This window comes from Methylocystis sp. Sn-Cys (assembly GCF_016745395.1).
Taxonomy (GTDB): Bacteria; Pseudomonadota; Alphaproteobacteria; order Rhizobiales; family Beijerinckiaceae; genus Methylocystis; species Methylocystis iwaonis.
The window spans coordinates 403,345-420,830 of sequence record NZ_JAERVJ010000001.1; the positions used below are offsets into that span (position 1 = coordinate 403,345).

The window sequence follows — 17,486 nt, forward strand, 5'->3', positions numbered from 1 at the left end:
ACACGCCTCTTTCCAAAAGGTTAATTCGTGATTGAAAAGAATCCCTACGGATTGCCGAATCTATAGGTGAGATCCCGGGAAATCCTCCCGGCTTCATCGAGATAGCGGCTGGTGGCGGCCTTGGCGTTCGGCGTGCAGACGCGATAGGTCAGCTCATAGCCACGAAAACCGCGGTTGAAGGCCGAGACATATTTTTCCCGGCGGGGCCCGCTCGGCGCATCGGCGTCGAGCAGCGCCGACATCTTGTCCCGCCATTCCTCCCCGTCTTTCTCTCCGCAGAGGTCGCGCAAGAAAGCGAGGGCGCCGATGATTTCGGACAGGCGCATAAGCTGCCCCTCGTAAGGCGGGGGCGGGGCCTCGGCGCCTTGGGGCGCCGGCTTCGTTGCTTCCGGCTGGCCTTTGGCGGCCTCGCGCTTCTTCGGCTTGGCGTCGCGCTTTTTCTCGGCGTGCGGAATGTCGCGGGCGGGGCGTGGGGCCGCGCGCATCGGCCGGGCGGGGCCGAAGAAATCGAAAAGCCCCTGCGCGCCAGCGTCGAAGCTCAAAAGACACGCCCCCGCCATCGCGGCCGCGCGAGCGGCGCGCCTCATGGATAGAGCCTATCCTTGCGCCAGTCCTGGCCCGGCGCGTCGCGGACGAACCGCACCCGGTCGTGCAGGCGGAAGGGTTTGTCTTGCCAGAACTCCATGGCGATGGGCGCGATGCGGAAGCCGCGCCAATAAGGCGGACGCGGTATGTCGCCGATCGCATATTTTGCGGCGTAGGTCGCGACGGATTTCTCCAGCGCGAAGCGGCTTTCGAGCGGCCGCGACTGCTGGCTGGCCCAGGCCCCGATACGCGAATCGCGCGCGCGGCTCTGGTAATAGGCGTCCGATTCGGCCTCGCTCACTTGTTCGACAGGCCCGCGCAGCCGCACCTGCCGGCGCAGGGATTTCCAGTGGAAGAGCGCCGCCGCCTTCGGATTCTCGGCGAGCTGCCGGCCTTTGTCGCTTTCCGCGTTGGTGTAGAAGACGAAGCCCTCGGGACTCCATTCCTTCATCAGCACCATGCGCGCGTCCGGCATGCCGTCGGCGCCGGCGGTGGCGATCGCCATCGCCTCGGGATCGTTGAGCTCTTTGGCTTTCGCATCCTGGAACCATTTGCCAAACAAGGCGAAAGGCTCCTCGGCGTCGACGAAGTCACCCGACGTTAACGCGTTCAAGCGAAAATCCTTTCCAGAGGGCCCTCGGGGGGCGGGGGCGTTTGTAAGGTGGCGCTTTGCTGTTCTTGTGTAAGAGACATATCGCTGCTGAAGGCTTTGCTCAATTCCCGCTCCCAGGCGTCCTTGTCGCCTTGATCGCCGCCGGCGCGCTTTCCGGCTGCTCGATCGCCATTCCCATGGGCGACTCGTCTTCTTCGTCCATGTGGCAGGGCGCGCCCGAGGATGTCACGGGCTCCATCGCCAAGCCGCCGCCCAAGCTTTCCCGCCATCTGGACAGCGAGGACGCGCGCCGCGCCAATGCCGCGCTCGGCACGGCGCTCGATCCGCAGGGCAGCGGCGCGAGCGTTCATTGGGATAACCCGCAATCGGGCGCCAAGGGATCTTTCACGCCGGTCGGCCAAGCCTATCCGCTCGACGGCAAAATCTGCCGCTCTTTTTTGGCCGAAGTTGCGGCGAGCGACAATGTCGAAAAGCTGCAAGGCGTCGCCTGTCGGGAAAAGACGGCGGAATGGACGTTGACCGAGATCAAGCCTTTCAAGAAAGGATAGGCCGCCCGCCTGTTCTTTTCCGAAAGCAAATCTGCTTGAGTCCAGCGCCCGGTCGCGATGGTCAAGCTTGCGACGACTCGCGGCCAGTGAAATAATTGCCAAGTCTTTATTTGCTCGGGCTTGGCTATGACTTCGATTTATCTGATCAATCCGGCAGGCGATTTTCCAACTTATTTCGGCGGAGAAGTTCTTGCAGCCTCCGGCGCGCCGGGCGGCGTGATGATGGCGGACCTTTCGAGCGCCACCATCGCCGCGCTGGCGCCCGCCGATTTCAACATCTCACTTTGCGACGAATCGATTTCACCGGTCGATTTCGACCATCCGGCGGATTGGATTCTCATCACCGGCAAGGTGAGCCAACGCGGCCGCATGGTCGCCATCGCCGATGAATTCCGCCGCCGCGGCAAGCCGGTCGTCATCGGCGGACCCTACGCCAGCTTGAGCCCCGCCCGTTTGCGCGACCATTGCGACGTCCTGGTCTGCGGCGAGGCGGAGGCGATCGCAGGGGACATTTTCGCCGATCTGCGCGCCGGCAAGCCGAAGGACGGCTATTTTGGCGACAAGCCGTCGCTTGCTCTGTCGCCTCTGCCGCGCTGGGATCTTTACCGCAACGACCGCGCCATGCTCGGCGCGGTGCAGACCTCGCGCGGCTGCCCCTTCGAATGCGAATTCTGCGACGTCATCCAATATCTGGGGCGCAAGCAACGCCATAAGCCAATCGCCAATGTCATCGCCGAGCTCGACGCGCTCTGGGCGCATGGCTATCGCACGGCGTTTTTGGCCGACGACAATTTCACCGCCTATCGGTCCCATTGCAAGGAGCTGCTCGCGGCCATCGCCGATTGGCGGCGCGACCGGCCGATGGAGTTCGTCACGCAAATCTCGATCGACGCCACACGCGACGACGAGCTCATCGACATGTGCGTCGCCGCCGGCCTGACCCAGGTTTTCGTCGGCATCGAGACCCCGAATGTCGAGAGCCTGCGCGAGACCGGCAAGCGCCAAAATCTCAAGATCAGCCTCGTCGAGGAAGTGCAGAAGCTCGTCGACCGCGGAATCTCGGTGATGGGCGGCATGATCGTCGGCTTCGACCACGACGGGCCGAACGTCTTCGCGCAGCAATATGATTTCGCCATGGCGACGCCGATCCCGGTTTTTAGTCTGGGCGCGCTGATGGCGTCGGAGGCCACGCCGCTCTATGACCGCATCGCCAGAGAGGGGCGGCTTCTCACTGGCGGCGTCGAGACCCAGGCCGTGCCCTGGAGCTCCAATATCCAGTGTCGCACGATGAGCATGGAGGAGCTGCATTTCGGCATGCAGAATCTCTGCAACGCCCTTTACGCGCCCGCCGCCTTCCAGGAACGCATGCTGCGCCTCATCGAGACCTTTGGGCGTCATCGCAACGGCCCGGCGCCGAGGCCGATGGACGCGAATACGCTACGCACTATCGAGAAGCAGGCGATGCAGGCGGCGATGCAGCGCATCGTCAAATATGGGCAGGCGGAAGGGCGTATGTGGAACAAAGTCTGGGGCGCTGCGGTCCGCAAGCCCGAGACAATGACCATCGTGGCGCGCATTCTGTTCCAATATGCGCAGGCGCGGCACATGTTCGAGCGGGGCGACTATTGGGAGCCGCAGCTCTCGACGGCGCCGGCGCCCCTGCCCGCCGCGCGGGAGGCGGCGGCGGTTTAAGCCGGCTTGCGGTTGATCAGCCACAGACCCGCAACGAAAATGCCCTTCGAGATGGGCAGGAAGATGAGCGCCGAGACGATCGTCACAATGGCGAGAATTCCCGCCTCCTGCCAATAGGGCATGAGTTCCCCGCGCTCCAGGAAGATGAGCAGCGGCACCACAATATGGGCGACGATGCCGATGGTGAACCAGGCCGGCCCGTCGTCGGCGTCGAGGCCCTCGAAGCTCTCGTGGCAATGCGGGCAGCTATCTTCGCGCGTCAGATAGCCTTTGAAGATATGGCCCTCGCCACAGCTCGGGCATTTCATCCGCGCGCCTCGCAAAAGGATTTTCGTCGTCGTCGCCGCGTCGCTCATGCGGTCTCCTCGATTTTCGGGCATTAAGCCTTTCTTCACGAGCGCGACGCGCGAATCAAGGATTATGATTCGTGCCTGCTTTGTGCGCCTCTCGTCCCGCAAGTCCCCGATTGGCGCGGCGCCGGAGACGCCGCGGTTCATGGGTTGGTAAGGACGTTCCAGGGGGCGCGCGGCGCGATGCGAGCCGCTCCGGCGGCTACGCCTTTGGACCGCGAGCCTTCAGGCTCGCTCAGCGATGCGAGCCGGAAGGCTCGCGGTCCTGAGGCGGGAGGAAAACCCGTCGAGACGGGACTTCCTCCCCTTCGAGCCGCCGCCTGCGGCGGCGGCTCAGATGTCGCTCAGAACTTGAACTTGACGCCGCCGATGAAAGCGCGCGGCTGGCCGGCGATTACGGATGCGCCTGTATTCGTCGACAACAGGGCCGCGTCCTGCTGTATGCCTGTCCTGCCGATCAGCCCATCGGTCATCACGGCGGCGCCGGCGACATAAGTGCGGTCGGTGACATTCTTGACATCGAAGAAGATGTCGAAGCGCTTCAACCAGCTTTGGGCGATGTCTCTCGAATAATGCAGATTGAGGTTGACGAGGCCGTAGCCGGGCGCCCACGCCAGATTCGCATTATCGAGCGCATAGTCGCTCTTGTAGATATATTCGACATAGCCTCCGAGCCCGGCGAACTGGCCGTAGGGAATGTCATAGCCAGCGCGCGCCGTGAGCGAATGTGGCGCGACGTTCGGAATGGCTTTCCCGCTGCGGTTGTAATAGACCGTGGCCGACAGCGGATCCATGAAGTTTGTGAATTGCTGGTTGTTGTAGGTGTAGGCCAGAAGGAGCTGCGCGCCGTCGAAGGGCCGCCAGTCGGCGCTGACCTCGACTCCGCGGTGCACGGACTGCGGAATATTGACCCAATAGAAAACCAGCGAGGGCGCTGTTAGCTGCATGATCTCGTTGCGAAACCACTCATGGAACGCGGTGACGCCGACGGTCAGGTCGCGGGTCGGCGTCCAGTCGACGCCGAGATCGACGCCCATATTGGTCTGCGCTTTCATCGTGCCATTATTGCCGACGCCATTGACCGTCGCTGTCAGATAGCTGAAATTGGGCGTGCCATAACCAGCCGCGTAGCGCGCGCGGAGTTGCCACTCGGGGTTGTAGCGCCAGGTCAAGGACGCTTCCGGCGCCGTATTCCAATAGTCGTTGTCGATGCCGACCTGAGTCGGCGTCAGCACCGCGCCCCTCGCGGAGTAATTATAGACGCTGTTGACGCCCCAGACGCGGTTCCAGTTGGTGCTGAAGCCGATCACCGCCGTCAGATCGGGACGCAAAGCGATCTCCTCGCGCGCCCGCAAGCTGATGTTGGAATGGTAGGAGTCCATTTTGCTCGTCGGACCTCCCGGCATTCCGTAGCTCCAGACGTTGGGAACCCAGGCGTAGGTCGGATTGGTGAGCTTCAGATTATCGTAGAAGAAGCCGAGATAGCTCGTCGTCGGAAAGCCGAACAAAGCGGCGCGGCGGGTGATGTCGGTGCTCGCCGAAATGCCGACAGTGGGGCCGTTCATATAAACCGGCCCGCCAGTGCCGCCGATAATTTTGACCGGCATCCAGGTGGCGGATCTGTTCTCGAGATAATCATAGGTGAATTGGCTGCGCCATGTCGTGGCGTCGTCGAAATCATGCTCCCAGCGCAGCCCGGCGATCTCGCGCTGAATATTGTGATGGTAGCCCAGTTGACTGGAGCTTTGTCTGATCGTCGCGCCGTAAATGCCGTTGGCGTAGGTGTTCAAGTTATTGCAGAAGGGCACATTCCCGGCCGTCGGGATCGCGCAGCCATAGTTCTTTACATATGGGTTGTAGTAATACTGGTTGAGAGACTGTCGAACCTGCATCTGAGAAAAAGTATTATTATAGATCAGTTTCAGAATGAGGCGATCGGTGGGCGTCGGCGTCAGCTTGAGAAGGACGGTGGCGTTTTGGCGGTCGCCCGCCGTATGCGCGATATAACCATCGTTGCGCGTGTCCGAGGCGAAGACCGAGAGGTCCGCCTCGCCGAACGCCGGACCGGAAACCTTCTTCCCGCCGCGAAGGTAATTATTGAAATAGCCGAAGCTGCCGAATTCCGAACCGTATTCCACCCCGTCGATTTCAGCGCCCGAAAAGGAGCGGAAATTGACCGCGCCGCCATAGGCGTAGTTGCCGAAGAGCGCCGAGGAGGGCCCGCGATAGACGTCGACCCCGCTGAAGGAATGCGGATCGAGCATGTCGGTGCGGCCGAAGCCGTCGGCCGTCATGATCGGGAAGCCGTCCTCATACATTTGTATGTTTCGGGTATGTTGGTTCAAGCGGTTTCCCGAACCGCGAATATTGATGACGAAATCATAGGTGGGCGCGCCCGTTTCCTGGAATGTCACGCCGGGGCTGTAGCGCAGGAATTCCTGCACCGTGCTCATGGGCGTCGTTTCCAGGAAGTTGTGCTTGAGCGACGTGAAGGTCTGACCCGGCGGATCGCGATAGATCGGCAATTTGGCGCGCGAGGGCTCGAAGCCAGGGGCGGTGATCGGCGCGCCGTCCGGAGCCTGCGCGGAACTGGCGTGTGGCGCCGATTGTCGAGGCGCGGGGCCGCCCACTGCGCGCTGGCGGTTCCCGACGTCGATGCGGGGCAAGTTCTGCTGAGCCGATACGCTCGACGAGCCCAGAACGAGGATGAGAGCGCCGACGGAGACGCCGCGCATCATAGGGATTTTGCTAATCACGGATCAAATTCCTTCAGGTTAGGTCAGGTCTCGAGGCGCGCTGAAATGCTCGTGTGACAATCGCCGTCAGCGCACATATGCGCTGCGCCTTCGTCTGCGACGTGGAGGGGACGGGATAGAATGGCCGCGCTTATATACGCGGGCGTTTCGCGCGAAATATCAGGAGAAGTAAGCCGGGGGCCCGCGCGTCAGCGTCATTCGCGATCGAAGCGACGGTCGCGAGGCAGAGTCCTGCGTAGTTATCGGGCGCGCCAACTCGTCGTCGCCCGGGGAGAGCACAACGGCGACAACCGCGAATAAAGCGATCGCGGCGCTCCAGTGGTCGCGGCTGCTGGTCGAGCAAAGGACGCATTCGTGCTGATGGTCGGAATGCGTTCGATCGCCGCCGTCTGTGTCGTTCGCGCAAATCACTTGCGTCGCGGCCAGCGAAACGCCCGGCGCATCGCTCTGGACGTGGCTTGCGCCGAAAGGCGATAAGAGAAAGGCGATCACTTGCAGCATGGCCAGACAAATGATCGCGTGCGCGCGATAGGCGCGCAGGCAGTCCATCATCTGGTCGTAAAAATGCCGCATAATTTACTGTCTACGGCCCGCCGCCAGACTGTCAATTCGCTAAACGAAAGCGTAACCAAATAAGCCACCGCCGTTGCGCGTCTGCAACATTCTTATGCACGAGCGCGAAGCCTGGGCCATCTGGATTGTAGCCGTTTCAGCAGTAGCGCTATCATAAGAGGAGCGCCGTCTTCCGCGGCGCAGGAGAAAGCGCGCCATGTCATCTCCCTTCGGCAAGCGCCTGATTGTTACGAGCATTTTGGCGATCCTCGTCATCCCGGTCTTCTTCCTGTCCGCGAGGGTGTTCTCGGCCTGGCAGGCAGGCTACGGCTGGGCGGAGATGGATTGGGACGGCAAGGGGCGCACGACGCCGCTCGATTTTCTCAAGGCGGCGGAGATCGGCAAGCGGCCGGTTCTGGTCAACGACCGTTCCTGCGTCGAATATTTCCTCTATCGCGACGGCGTGACCGTGAAGACCCGTTGCCCGTGAGGCTGATCTAGGGCTTTTTCCGGCGCCGAACCGAATCGCGCATCAGCGTCAGGCACTCGGCTGTCGAGGCCATGTCGAGCGCCGTCAACCCGAGACTCGTCTCGAACGCTGGATCGGCGCCCGCCGCCAGGAGCTGCGCCACGGCCCTGGCTCGGCCCGACGAGGCGGAGAACATCAGCGGCGTCGCGCCCGTGCAGTTGACGTGCTGAATGTCGGCTCCGGCTTCGATGAGAAGACCGATGTTTTCTGCATTCTCGCCGACGCAGGCGAGCCACAGGGCCTGATTGCCGTCAGCGTTCTCGGCGTGGATGTCGGCGCCGGCGGCAAGCAGCTCGCGCACCAGAGCCGGCGGCGCGAGCCGGACCGCGAGCATCAGCGGCGTCGCTTTGTCCTTGTTGAAGACATTGACGGCGTCGCGCCGAAATCCATGTTCCGCAAGGAATGTTTGCAGCGCGTCGCTGAGATCGAGGGTGGCGCTCATCCGTTCGGCTCACGAAAATAGGGACCGAACGACACGTATGCGAAGTTGGGGCCAACGGCGCCATCCCCGACGCGCGCGCCGATTGGACACACGGGGAATCACCGCCGTCATTGCGAGGAGGCGGAGCCGACGAAGCAATCCAGAGCCCGTCATTGCTTCGCTTCGCTCGCAATGACGGGCTCTGAGTAAACCCAGCGCTCTTGCGGCTCTGGATTCCCGGTCGGGCTTTCAGCCCGCCGGGAATGACAATGCCCCATGCGAGCTGTTCAAACGGAAATAGTAGGAACGCTTACTTCACGCCGAGCAGTTCGACGTCGAAAATCAGCCAGGAATTGGCCGGAATGGCGTTGCCCATGGCGCGCGCGCCATAGCCGAGCTCCGGTGGGATGATCAGCGTGCGCTTGCCGCCGACCTTCATGGTCTCGACGCCCTCGTCCCAGCCCTTGATGACCTGGCCCATGCCGAGCGGAAAATCGAAGGGCTCTCCCCGATCGCGCGAGCTGTCGAATTTCTTGCCCTTGGCGCCGTTCACATAAAGCCAGCCGGTGTAGTGAACGGTGACGTTCTGACCGATCTTCGGGGAAGCGCCCGTGCCCGGCTTCGTGTCGATATATTTCAGCCCGCTCGCCGTGAGCGTGGTCTCGGGCTCGGCGCGGACAGCAGTCGGCGCGACGGCCAGTCCCGCCGCTGCGGCGAGGATCGCGACCGAAAGAGTCTTCGAGAAAAAGCGCATTTTTTCCTCCGGGATGATTGTAGCGGCTTTACGCCATGATGCCGCTGTCGCGCGCGAGCTGCAGCAGGTTCTTCTGGGGGCGCGCGCCGACATGCGAGATAATCTCGGCGGCGGCCATTGCGCCGAGCGCGGCGCTGCGCTCATGCGGCAGGTCCCTGGCGTAGCCGGCGAGAAAGCCCGCCGCAAAGAGGTCGCCGGCGCCGGTCGTGTCGACGACTTCCTCGACCGAAAAGGCGGGCGCGGCGATCACTTTGCCCTCGCTCGTGACGACGCAGCCCTTTTCCGAGCGGGTGACGACGCCGAGCAGGCCCTTTTCGGCGCGTAGCGCCGCGAGCGCCGCGTCGAAATCCGCCGTTTCGTAAAGCGCGTGCAATTCGCTTTCATTGGCGAAGAGAATATCGACGACGCGGTCGCGAATCAGCGAGAGGAATTCGGCGCGATAGCGATCGACGCAGAAGGAATCGGAGAGGCTCAGCGCCACCTTGCGGCCATGGGCGCGGGAGACTTTCGCGGCGCGCAGAAACGCCTGCTTGGCGCCCGGCGGATCCCAAAGATAGCCTTCCATATAGAGGATTTTCGCGCCCGCGACGGCGGTTTCGTCGATATCCTCCGGCTGCAGCGCCTGGCAGGCCCCCAGAAAGGTGTTCATCGTGCGCTGGCCGTCGGGCGTCACGAAGATCAGGCAGCGCGCCGTCGCGGCGCCGTCGATCGCGTGCGGCGTGTCGAAGACGACGCCGGCCTTGCGAATGTCATGGGTGAATTCACGGCCCGCCGCGTCGTCCTTCACCTTGCCGACGAAGCCGGCCTTGGCGCCGAGGCTAGCGAGGCCCGCCATGGTGTTGGCGGCTGAGCCGCCGGATATGACCGTCGTCGGTCCCATCAGCTCGTAGAGCGCGTCGGCGCGCTGTTCATCGACGAGCGCCATGGAGCCCTTTATCAGCCCGGCGCCGACCAGCACGTCGTCGTCTGCGCGGGAAAGAGTGTCGACGATGGCGTTGCCAATGCCGAGAACATCGAGAGTGGTCATAGAGCGATCCGGGTGGGGCGCCAAAAGTAAAACCGGCCGACCCTTACGGGCGGCCGGCGCCTGTTTAACATCGTGCGACCGGCGCGCCTAGCTAGTCGATCACATAGCGGAAGCCCATGCGGACTTGCTGGCTGATCAAATTAGTGGAAACCACGTTGTTGTAGCGGTCGACGCCGGTGATTTTGCCCATATTCGCGTAACGGTAGCCGACGTCGATCTTCCAATGGTTGTCGATGTCGTAGGAAAATCCGCCCATGAAGGCATAGGCGAAGCGAACATAGGTGTCCTGGTATTTCGTGTCCCAATTGGCCATGTAAGTGGCGTTGGTGCGGGGGTCTGTGTAGGTCACGCCCGCATAAGGGACGCCATTATACATATACCAGTTGGACGATACTCTCTGGTAAAGCACGTTGAGGCCGACGCCGGCGCCGACGTAAGGCGTGAAACCCCACCAATTGCCCAAGTCGATATAGGCGTTGGCCAGGGTGAGCATCGACTCGGTTCTGTTTCTGACCCAGGGAAAACAGGCCGAGTAGATGGGATTAACCAGCCCGGGATCGCCGAGGGGATTGGGCTGATAGAGCCCGATCGTGCAAGGTAGCCCGATATCGTTGCGCACGCCGCTCTTCTGATAGAGGCTCTCGTAGTCGACCGTCACGTCGGCGCGCAGAAAATCATTGAATTTGTAGCCGCCGCCGAGACCAATGGTCCAATTGTTGGGGAAACTGTTCGACAAGGTGACGCCGTTGAGCTCGGTCGGCGTGGTGCGAGCGATGCCCAGATCGCCCCGCAAATACCAGTTCGAGCCCCATTCCACAGGGCCTTCCTCGACGAATTGCTGCGGTTGAATGGCTGGAAAGTCCGCGGCCTGCGTCGCTGGCGCGATAAGCGCGCCCAGCAGCGCGGTGGCGATCGTCGCGCGGGCGCGCAAAAACGGGCGAACCATTGCTATCTTCCTTGGTCGAGACCGAACGGGCGCGACGGCCACGCTCGGGAATGAAGGAAGAATGATCGATCATGCTTAATGGCGGCTTAATCCGCCAGCATGGTTTCCGTCTTCTTTATAAACAAAAAAGGCGTCCGCGACTGAGCGCGGGCGCCTGAGGCTCTCTTCTGTTCGGTCGTTCTTTAGAATTTCACGGACGACAGAACGATCTCGATGATCAGCACATAGACGGAGGCCGTCACAAAGGCCGGGATCGGTCGCAGCGCCACATGCCGGAACAGGAAGGCGTAAATGAAGACGAGCCAGATGATGATCGGGAAAAGCAGAAAACGTGTCAGGCGTTCGGTCGGCAGCGGCGGCGGCAGCGCGACGCCGACAATGAAATGCATGACGATATAGGCGCCCGCCCCGACGGCGCCCAGGATCGCCAAGGCGCTCACGGTCTTGATGAATCTGTCCTCCTGCTTGAGGTAGCGGAGCAGGAGCAGCGTCGCGCCGTAAAGCACGGCCGCGGTGGAGAGGCCGTAGAAAATGCTCACCGGCAGCGAATGGGAGAAATATTGCGCGCCGATCTGCAGCACGACATAGGCGGCAAGCGCGCCCTTCATCAGTTGCTCCGAGTCAGGGAGCGAGAGCTGCGACGCCTCGAGATTGAGCATTTTGAGGACCGTCCTCGGCGTCGGATCGTTGATGAACGGAATATTGAACGCCATGAGCGTTGGTCCCCTTGGTCGGCGGCGCCGAGCGGCGCGAAAAAGCCGCGCTTTGTCGTTGCGCGCGGCCCATTGTCGCCTCTCTAACATGCTTTTGCGCCTACCGAAACCAAGGGCGCGGTCAGGGCAGGCGCGTCAGCCAATCCTCGCGCGCGACGACCGCGACGATGCGCCGCGCTGCATCCGCCCAGGAGACGTTGAGCGTCCTTGCTGGATCGGCGGGGACCCGGCCCGCCAGGAAGGCGCGCATCGCCTCGGCAAGCGCGTCGGGGTCGTTGACCCTGAAATAGATCGCGCCGTCGCCTCCGACCTCCCGAAATACGGGGATGTCGCTGCAGATGGCGGGGCGGCCGTGCTGGGCCGCTTCGACGATCGGCAAACCGAACCCTTCGGCATAGGAGGGCAGGAGCAGCGCCCGGGCGTGGCGGTAAAGGTAGGAGAGCTCGCCGTCATCGACGTCGCTGAACCAGAAGAGACGTCGGCCGAACTCCGGATGACTTTCCATGCCGGCGGCGATCGCCTCCTCGAACCAGCCGCGCCGGCCGACGACAATCAATCGCAGATCGACGCCCGAGCGCCACAGGGCGTCGAAAGCCTGCAGCGCGATCCGGTGCCCCTTGCGCGGCTCGATCGTGCCGACCATCAGGAAAGCGGGCGCGTCTCCAGAGATGGCGGCGGCGATCTTCTCCCGCGGCGTGGCCGTCGGCGGCGCAGCGAGATCGGCGCCGCATTGGAACCAGCCGATCTTCAGGCCCGGCCGATGGGGTAGGCCCTCTGCAGCGATATAGTCCGCGAGTTCCTCGGCGACCGTGCGGGAGATGGCGAGAAAGGCGTCGCTTTCGAGAAGCGCCTTGCGCAACCAGGCGCGATAGCGCGGCACCGTCACCTCGTGACAGGCGTGTGGGTAAAGCTCGGGGATGAGGTCGAAAATGCAGGTGACGATCTCGCCGCCGTTCGCGCGGATGCGCCCGAAAACGGACCGCGCGCGTTCAGGCGCGCCTGTGGTCCCGCCTGTGGTCCGGGTCAGCTCCTCGAAAGCGTTCCAACTGTCGGAGAGCATCAAAAATCGATCACCGGGCGCGATGGCGACTTCGACGTCGTCGCCCGTCTCCGCGCCGCCGAGGGCGGCGGTAAAGGCGTTGGCCGTATAGAGCTTGCCGTTCTCGCAGCGCACGGCGAAAGCCGGGATGTCGAAGCGTGCGCAGGAATGGCAGGCGCGCGCGACTTCCTTGACCACGCGCTGTATGCCGGTGCCTGCGTCACGCTTGACCGTGCCGGTCACGTCGATGAGGAGCCGCCTTGCCGGCAAGCTCGGCGTCGAGGCCGTTATGGGAAGCGACGTCTCGGCCTGCGCAGGCGCTTTCTCGGCCTGTGGCCGGAAATAGGCGGCGATCGCCGCGCCGGCGTCGGCGAGCCGTTGCTCGACCGGCCGCAAAAAGCGATAGATGTGGCCGGAGGCCGAATAGGTCAGCCGATAGCGTTCATGGGTGAGGTGTAGAAGTTCCGCGCGGAGGTAATCGAGCTGAAATTCCAGGAGGCGGATGCGCTCTTTGTCCTTCGAGGCCTCCTCGCTCATACCTCGCCGCCAGCAAATTTCGCGCGCCATTCCGCGAGCAGCGCGCCCAGCATGTCATTCGCCGTGTAGCGCGGGGCCCACCCCGTCGCGGCGCGCAGCTTGGAGGCGTCGCAGGCGATCGTGGCGATATCCGTCGAGGAGGGGCGCAGCAAATTCGGGTCAACCTCGACGTCGAATGGGCGTCGCACCATGACGCGCAGTTCATCCAGAAGAGATGCGATCGTGCGCGCCTCGCCCGAGCCGATATTGAAGGTCGAGATGCGCTCGGGCAGGTCGTGCGCGCGGGCGATCAGCCGCATATAAGCGTCGACCACGTCGCGCACATCGAGGAAGTCCCGCTCCTTCGAGAGATCGCCGACCTTGATGCGCGGCTCCGACTTTCCCGCCTCGATCGACGCGATCTGTGACGCGAAAGAGGACAGGACGAAGTTGTGATTCCTCTGGCCGGGGCCGGAATGATTGACCGGGCGCACGACGATGAGCCGTCCTTCCTGACCGAGAATATCTGCGAGCGCGCCTTCGGCCGCCGCCTTGGAGCGGCTGTAAATATCTAGCGGCCGCAGTGGTGCGTCTTCATTGAGTACCCCGTCGCGGAAGCTCGCGCCATAAACAGCCGCCGTGGATGAAAAGAGCGTGACGGCCCGCGGCGCATGTTGCGCAATCGCCGCGGCGAGGCTGAATGAGCCGTGGAAATTCACGCGCCAGGTGTGCTCGGCCGCCCTCGCGGCGAGACCGATGGACGCCTGCCCCGCGAGATGGACAATGAGATCGGGACGCAGCTCCGCCACGAGCCGATCGATCGCGGCCTCGTCGAGGAGATCAGCCGTCGTGGACTCGAAGGCGGCGTTCGCGCCCGCCTCGCCCGGGCGCAGAAGCAGCATACGGGTGGCGCTGGGATAGGCTTCCACCAGGGCGTTGGTGAGATGGGCGCCGACGAAACCGGCGCCGCCCGTCACTAAAATCCGCTCATAGGCCGCCGCCATCGCCGCGCTCTTTCGTGTTTGGCTCAAGCTTCGCGCCGCAGGCGCTCCAGGTCGGCGTCGACCATTTCGCGAATCATCTGATCGAGGTTGATCTCGGGCTGCCAGCCCAGCGCCTTTCGCGCCTTGCTCGAATCGCCGAGCAGCACGTCGACTTCGGCCGGTCGGTAGAAGGCAGGGTCGATGACCAGATGCTTGCCCATGTCGAGCCCGGCATGATCGAAGGCGATCTTGCACATGTCGCGCACAGTGGTGGTGACGCCCGTCGCTACGACATAGTCGTCGGGCTTGTCTTGCTGCAGCATCAGCCACATCGCCCGCACATAATCCTTGGCGTGGCCCCAGTCGCGCTTGGCGTCGATGTTGCCGAGCCGCAACTCGCTCGCCTGGCCGAGCTTGATCTGAGCGACGCCCCGCGTGACCTTGCGGGTGACGAATTCGACGCCCCGCAGCGGGCTCTCGTGGTTGAACAGAATGCCGGAAGAGGCGTGCAGCCCGAAGCTCTCGCGATAATTGACCGTGATCCAATGGCCGTAGAGCTTGGCGACGGCGTAAGGCGAGCGCGGATAGAAGGGCGTCTTCTCGCTCTGCATGGGCTCCTGGATGAGCCCGTACATCTCGGAGGAGGAAGCCTGATAGAAGCGCGCGTTCGGCGCGCCGAGGCGCATGGCCTCGAGCACATTGGTTACGCCGACGGCGGTGACATTGGCGGTGAGCAGCGGCTGGCGCCAGGAGGAGGCGACATAGGATTGCGCGGCGAGATTATAGATCTCGTCGGGCTTGACCTCCTCGACCGTGCGCAGGAGGCTGGAGAGATCGATGAGATCGGCGTCGTGCAGATGCACTTTGCCGCTGATCCCGAGCCAGCGCAGGCGGTGGTCCTCGACGCCGCGATGCGAGGAGCGGCGGACGACGCCATGCACCTCGTAACCCTTTCCGAGCAGAAACTGCGAGAGATAGGCCCCGTCCTGCCCCGTAATGCCTGTCACAAGCGCGCGCGTGGTCATCAATCTTCCCTGTCCAATGGCTCGGCCGAAGGGCTTACTGAATCGCGCCCGGCGAGGCAAGTCGCGGCAGAAAGCGCGTTTTCGGGGCCGAGAAAGGAAAAGCCGCCGACGCGGGCCGGCGGCGAAGTTTCGGGAGCCCTGACGGCTAAATCAATCCGCCTTTTTGGCTTCGTCTGTCCCGGGCGCGGGCAGCTTGCCCTCCGGCGTCGCCTGATCGATCGCCACGGGGAGATATTGCGCGAGAAGGTCGCGCGCCTTGTTGATGTCGAGGCCGGCGCTCGCCGCCAATTTCTTCACGTTCTCGATGCCGATGGCCTGACCGACCTCGATGGCGTTGATCGCCTCGTTCTTGCCGGTGGAAACCCAGGAATCGACTTGGCGCTTGAAGCCGCCCTCCTGGAACTGCTTGACCACGGCGTCGAGGCCGCCCTGCTTCTCGACATAATCCTTAATGAGGCTGAGCGCTTCCGCGCCGATGGCGCCGCCGACAATTGCTTTGAGCCAGCTCATCTATCCATCTCCTTAACTCGGGCGGCGTGCGCCGCGCCGCCCGTCAGATAGGGACCGACCTGCGGCGATACAATGACGCGGAACGCCGCGCCCCGGGCTTCACGCGGCTAAATCAGTGGTTCGCCGGCCTTTTCCCACCAGCGCAAAATTCCGTCCCAAATCTCCTGCGCGGTCTCCGCATACCAGAACAAAGCGCGATCCTCAGGGGCGATAACCCCTTCCTCGACCAGGAAATCCGGATCGAACACACGCCGCCAATAGGCCTCGCCGACGAGAACGATCGGCAGCGGCTTCAAGACGCGGGTCTGCGACAGGGTGAGGGTCTCGAAGACTTCGTCGAGCGTCCCATAACCGCCCGGGAAGGCGACGAGCGCCCGGGCGCGCAAAACGAAATGCAGCTTGCGCATCGCGAAATAATGGAAGCGGAAGCAAAGCTCCGGCGTGATGTAGGGGTTGGGATATTGCTCGCGCGGCAGGGCGATATTGAGCCCGACGGTCTCGGCCCCGGCGTCGAATGCGCCGCGATTGGCCGCCTCCATGATTCCCGGCCCGCCGCCCGTGACGATGGCGAGGCGCCGTTCGCCGGGAAGGTTGCCGGCCGCGCCCACGATCCCGCCGAACGCCCGCGCGATGTCGTAAAAACGCGCCTTCTCAGCGATTCGCTGGGCGGTCCTGGCGCGACGGGCGGCTTCCGGGTCCTCCGGCCGCGCCGCCGCTTCCGCCTCGGCCTGCTCGAGCCGTTGCCGCGCCGCCCCGGGCTCGACAATGCGTGTCGAGCCCCAGACCACGATCGTGTCTGTGACGCCATGACGCTGCAGCAGCAGCTCGGCCTTCAGATAATCGAGCCCGAGTCTTGGGCCGCGCGCATCGCCGGTCGCGAGAAAATCAACGTCGGAGTCGGCCTCTCGATAAGCTGGGCTCGCGAGCAGGGCCGCCAGCCGCTGCGCTGCTTCGGGGTCGTCATCGAGAGGTTTGGGCCGCTCTTCCGGGAGCGGCTCGCGGCGTCGGAAGGGATCGGGCGGGGCGGGCTCTTCGCCGTCGGAGTGGTCGATCCCGCTCATGCCGCGCGCCTTTCTTTATTTCCGTTGCGCTGGGAGGTATAGACGGCCCGGACGCCGCTAGAGGCGAAGAAAGCTGGACGCAAGGGCGAAGGACGATGGCCGGGCATAGTCAGTTCAAGAATATTATGCACAAGAAGGGCAAGCAGGACGCGATCCGCTCCAAGCTCTTCTCCAAGCTCGCCCGCGAAATCACCGTCGCCGCCAAGATGGGGCTCCCCGACCCCAACATGAACGCCCGGCTGCGCGCCGCGGTTCTGGCGGCCAGGGCCGAGAATATGCCCAAGGACAATATCGACCGCGCGATCAAAAAGGCCTCGGGCGCCGATTCGGAGAACTACGACGAGGTGCGCTACGAGGGCTACGCCCCCGGCGGCGTCGCCGTCATCATCGAGGCGCTGACCGATAATCGCAACCGCACGGCGGGCGAGGTGCGCTCCTATTTCACCAAGGCGGGCGGGGCGCTGGCCGAAACCGGCGCCGTGTCCTTCATGTTCGACCGTGTCGGCCTGATCGAATTCGCCAAGAAGGTCGCGTCCGAGGACGCCATGATGGAGGCCGCGATCGAGGCTGGCGCCGACGACGTCTCCTCGACCGACGAAACCCACGAGATTGTCACCTCGGTCGAAAGCTTGCGCGACGTCGCCAAGGCGCTGGAGGACAAATTCGGCGAGCCGAAGAAGGCGGCGTTGGTCTGGCGGCCGCAGAACACGATCAAGGTCGACGATGAAGTGGGCGAGAAGATCCTGAAGCTCGTCGGCACGCTCGAAGACAATGACGACGTGCAGAACGTCTACGCCAATTTCGAGATTTCAGACGCGCTGATGGCCAAGCTCGCAGGCTGAGACTGTTGGTAGAATAGCGGTCCA

Annotated in this window: 19 protein-coding genes and 1 pseudogene; 4 read left to right on the forward strand and 16 right to left on the reverse strand. The window is 63.3% G+C overall.

What is annotated here, in order from left to right; all coding sequences use genetic code 11:
• Positions 1-44 precede the first annotated feature (44 nt).
• A complete protein-coding gene (locus JJT62_RS01865; RefSeq protein ID WP_202070981.1) occupies positions 45-587 on the reverse strand; it encodes a TIGR02301 family protein in 543 nt (180 codons plus the stop codon).
• A complete protein-coding gene (gene pdxH / locus JJT62_RS01870; protein WP_202070982.1) occupies positions 584-1,198 on the reverse strand; it encodes a pyridoxamine 5'-phosphate oxidase in 615 nt (204 codons plus the stop codon). Before pdxH ends, JJT62_RS01865 begins: the two co-directional genes overlap by 4 nt.
• A 65-nt stretch (positions 1,199-1,263) precedes the next feature.
• Here pdxH and JJT62_RS01875 point away from each other — a divergent pair, with 65 nt between their 5' ends.
• Complete coding sequence (locus JJT62_RS01875) at positions 1,264-1,746, forward strand: RT0821/Lpp0805 family surface protein (RefSeq protein WP_246744649.1); 483 nt, start codon at positions 1,264-1,266, stop codon at positions 1,744-1,746.
• 126 nt (positions 1,747-1,872) lie between these two features.
• Entirely contained in the window at positions 1,873-3,438 is a 1,566-nt protein-coding gene (locus tag JJT62_RS01880; protein ID WP_202070983.1) for a radical SAM protein, read from the forward strand.
• Here JJT62_RS01880 and JJT62_RS01885 read toward each other — a convergent pair.
• From JJT62_RS01885 to JJT62_RS01895, 4 genes and pseudogenes are all read right to left on the reverse strand, one after another.
• Positions 3,435-3,794: a DUF983 domain-containing protein gene (locus JJT62_RS01885; protein ID WP_202070984.1), complete on the reverse strand. Its 360-nt coding sequence runs from the start codon at positions 3,792-3,794 to the stop codon at positions 3,435-3,437. The genes JJT62_RS01880 and JJT62_RS01885 overlap by 4 nt on opposite strands.
• 338 nt (positions 3,795-4,132) lie before the next feature.
• On the reverse strand, positions 4,133-5,680 hold the full coding sequence (locus JJT62_RS19460) for a TonB-dependent receptor domain-containing protein (protein WP_370568477.1): 1,548 nt from the start codon (positions 5,678-5,680) through the stop codon (positions 4,133-4,135).
• Between the two features lie 297 nt (positions 5,681-5,977).
• A pseudogene (locus JJT62_RS19465) lies at positions 5,978-6,526 on the reverse strand (TonB-dependent receptor plug domain-containing protein); the annotation flags it as partial.
• A 177-nt stretch (positions 6,527-6,703) separates the two neighbouring features.
• A complete protein-coding gene (locus JJT62_RS01895; protein ID WP_202070985.1) occupies positions 6,704-7,117 on the reverse strand; it encodes a hypothetical protein in 414 nt (137 codons plus the stop codon).
• A 196-nt stretch (positions 7,118-7,313) separates the two neighbouring features.
• Here JJT62_RS01895 and JJT62_RS01900 point away from each other — a divergent pair, with 196 nt between their 5' ends.
• Positions 7,314-7,586, forward strand: a complete 273-nt coding sequence (locus JJT62_RS01900; protein WP_202070986.1) for a hypothetical protein — start codon at positions 7,314-7,316, stop codon at positions 7,584-7,586.
• Between the two features lie 7 nt (positions 7,587-7,593).
• Here JJT62_RS01900 and JJT62_RS01905 read toward each other — a convergent pair whose 3' ends face one another.
• From JJT62_RS01905 to JJT62_RS01950, 10 genes are all read right to left on the reverse strand, one after another.
• The gene (locus JJT62_RS01905) at positions 7,594-8,067 is read right to left on the reverse strand and encodes an ankyrin repeat domain-containing protein (RefSeq protein ID WP_202070987.1); all 474 of its coding nucleotides are present in this window, start codon (positions 8,065-8,067) and stop codon (positions 7,594-7,596) included.
• A 289-nt stretch (positions 8,068-8,356) separates the two neighbouring features.
• The gene (locus JJT62_RS01910; protein WP_202070988.1) at positions 8,357-8,800 is read right to left on the reverse strand and encodes an FKBP-type peptidyl-prolyl cis-trans isomerase; all 444 of its coding nucleotides are present in this window, start codon (positions 8,798-8,800) and stop codon (positions 8,357-8,359) included.
• A gap of 28 nt (positions 8,801-8,828) precedes the next feature.
• Entirely contained in the window at positions 8,829-9,827 is a 999-nt protein-coding gene (locus JJT62_RS01915; RefSeq protein ID WP_202070989.1) for an adenosine kinase, read from the reverse strand.
• Between the two features lie 91 nt (positions 9,828-9,918).
• Positions 9,919-10,773 carry an outer membrane beta-barrel protein gene (locus JJT62_RS01920; RefSeq protein ID WP_202070990.1) on the reverse strand — a complete coding sequence of 285 codons (855 nt, stop codon included), beginning with the start codon at positions 10,771-10,773 and terminating at the stop codon, positions 9,919-9,921.
• A 182-nt stretch (positions 10,774-10,955) separates the two neighbouring features.
• On the reverse strand, positions 10,956-11,486 hold the full coding sequence (locus JJT62_RS01925) for a hypothetical protein (protein ID WP_202070991.1): 531 nt from the start codon (positions 11,484-11,486) through the stop codon (positions 10,956-10,958).
• Positions 11,487-11,607: 121 nt separating this feature from the next.
• The gene (locus JJT62_RS01930) at positions 11,608-13,062 is read right to left on the reverse strand and encodes a glycosyltransferase family 1 protein (RefSeq protein ID WP_202070992.1); all 1,455 of its coding nucleotides are present in this window, start codon (positions 13,060-13,062) and stop codon (positions 11,608-11,610) included.
• On the reverse strand, positions 13,059-14,072 hold the full coding sequence (locus JJT62_RS01935) for an NAD(P)-dependent oxidoreductase (RefSeq protein WP_246744650.1): 1,014 nt from the start codon (positions 14,070-14,072) through the stop codon (positions 13,059-13,061). Before JJT62_RS01935 ends, JJT62_RS01930 begins: the two co-directional genes overlap by 4 nt.
• Complete coding sequence (gene gmd / locus JJT62_RS01940) at positions 14,069-15,049, reverse strand: GDP-mannose 4,6-dehydratase (RefSeq protein WP_202070993.1); 981 nt, start codon at positions 15,047-15,049, stop codon at positions 14,069-14,071. Before gmd ends, JJT62_RS01935 begins: the two co-directional genes overlap by 4 nt.
• 150 nt (positions 15,050-15,199) lie before the next feature.
• Positions 15,200-15,559, reverse strand: coding sequence for a YidB family protein (locus tag JJT62_RS01945; RefSeq protein WP_202070994.1), 360 nt, complete (start codon positions 15,557-15,559; stop codon positions 15,200-15,202).
• Positions 15,560-15,666: 107 nt separating this feature from the next.
• The gene (locus tag JJT62_RS01950; protein WP_202070995.1) at positions 15,667-16,620 is read right to left on the reverse strand and encodes an LOG family protein; all 954 of its coding nucleotides are present in this window, start codon (positions 16,618-16,620) and stop codon (positions 15,667-15,669) included.
• A 95-nt stretch (positions 16,621-16,715) separates the two neighbouring features.
• Between JJT62_RS01950 and JJT62_RS01955 the strand changes: the two genes are divergently transcribed.
• On the forward strand, positions 16,716-17,462 hold the full coding sequence (locus JJT62_RS01955) for a YebC/PmpR family DNA-binding transcriptional regulator (protein ID WP_202070996.1): 747 nt from the start codon (positions 16,716-16,718) through the stop codon (positions 17,460-17,462).
• Positions 17,463-17,486 lie beyond the last annotated feature (24 nt).

Bases quoted from the DNA above. Each gene is read 5' to 3' on its own strand.
- JJT62_RS01885 (WP_202070984.1), bottom strand. From the start codon at position 3,794: ATGAGCGACGCGGCGACGACGACGAAAATCCTTTTGCGAGGCGCGCGG.
- JJT62_RS01910 (WP_202070988.1), bottom strand. From the start codon at position 8,800: ATGCGCTTTTTCTCGAAGACTCTTTCGGTCGCGATCCTCGCCGCAGCG.
- gmd (WP_202070993.1), bottom strand. From the start codon at position 15,049: ATGACCACGCGCGCGCTTGTGACAGGCATTACGGGGCAGGACGGGGCC.
- JJT62_RS01920 (WP_202070990.1), bottom strand. From the start codon at position 10,773: ATGGTTCGCCCGTTTTTGCGCGCCCGCGCGACGATCGCCACCGCGCTG.
- JJT62_RS01895 (WP_202070985.1), bottom strand. From the start codon at position 7,117: ATGCGGCATTTTTACGACCAGATGATGGACTGCCTGCGCGCCTATCGC.
- JJT62_RS01945 (WP_202070994.1), bottom strand. From the start codon at position 15,559: ATGAGCTGGCTCAAAGCAATTGTCGGCGGCGCCATCGGCGCGGAAGCG.
- JJT62_RS01880 (WP_202070983.1), top strand. From the start codon at position 1,873: ATGACTTCGATTTATCTGATCAATCCGGCAGGCGATTTTCCAACTTAT.
- JJT62_RS19460 (WP_370568477.1), bottom strand. From the start codon at position 5,680: ATGCAGGTTCGACAGTCTCTCAACCAGTATTACTACAACCCATATGTA.
- JJT62_RS01950 (WP_202070995.1), bottom strand. From the start codon at position 16,620: ATGAGCGGGATCGACCACTCCGACGGCGAAGAGCCCGCCCCGCCCGAT.
- JJT62_RS01930 (WP_202070992.1), bottom strand. From the start codon at position 13,062: ATGAGCGAGGAGGCCTCGAAGGACAAAGAGCGCATCCGCCTCCTGGAA.
- JJT62_RS01915 (WP_202070989.1), bottom strand. From the start codon at position 9,827: ATGACCACTCTCGATGTTCTCGGCATTGGCAACGCCATCGTCGACACT.
- JJT62_RS01900 (WP_202070986.1), top strand. From the start codon at position 7,314: ATGTCATCTCCCTTCGGCAAGCGCCTGATTGTTACGAGCATTTTGGCG.
- JJT62_RS01905 (WP_202070987.1), bottom strand. From the start codon at position 8,067: ATGAGCGCCACCCTCGATCTCAGCGACGCGCTGCAAACATTCCTTGCG.
- JJT62_RS01865 (WP_202070981.1), bottom strand. From the start codon at position 587: ATGAGGCGCGCCGCTCGCGCGGCCGCGATGGCGGGGGCGTGTCTTTTG.
- JJT62_RS01925 (WP_202070991.1), bottom strand. From the start codon at position 11,486: ATGGCGTTCAATATTCCGTTCATCAACGATCCGACGCCGAGGACGGTC.
- JJT62_RS01955 (WP_202070996.1), top strand. From the start codon at position 16,716: ATGGCCGGGCATAGTCAGTTCAAGAATATTATGCACAAGAAGGGCAAG.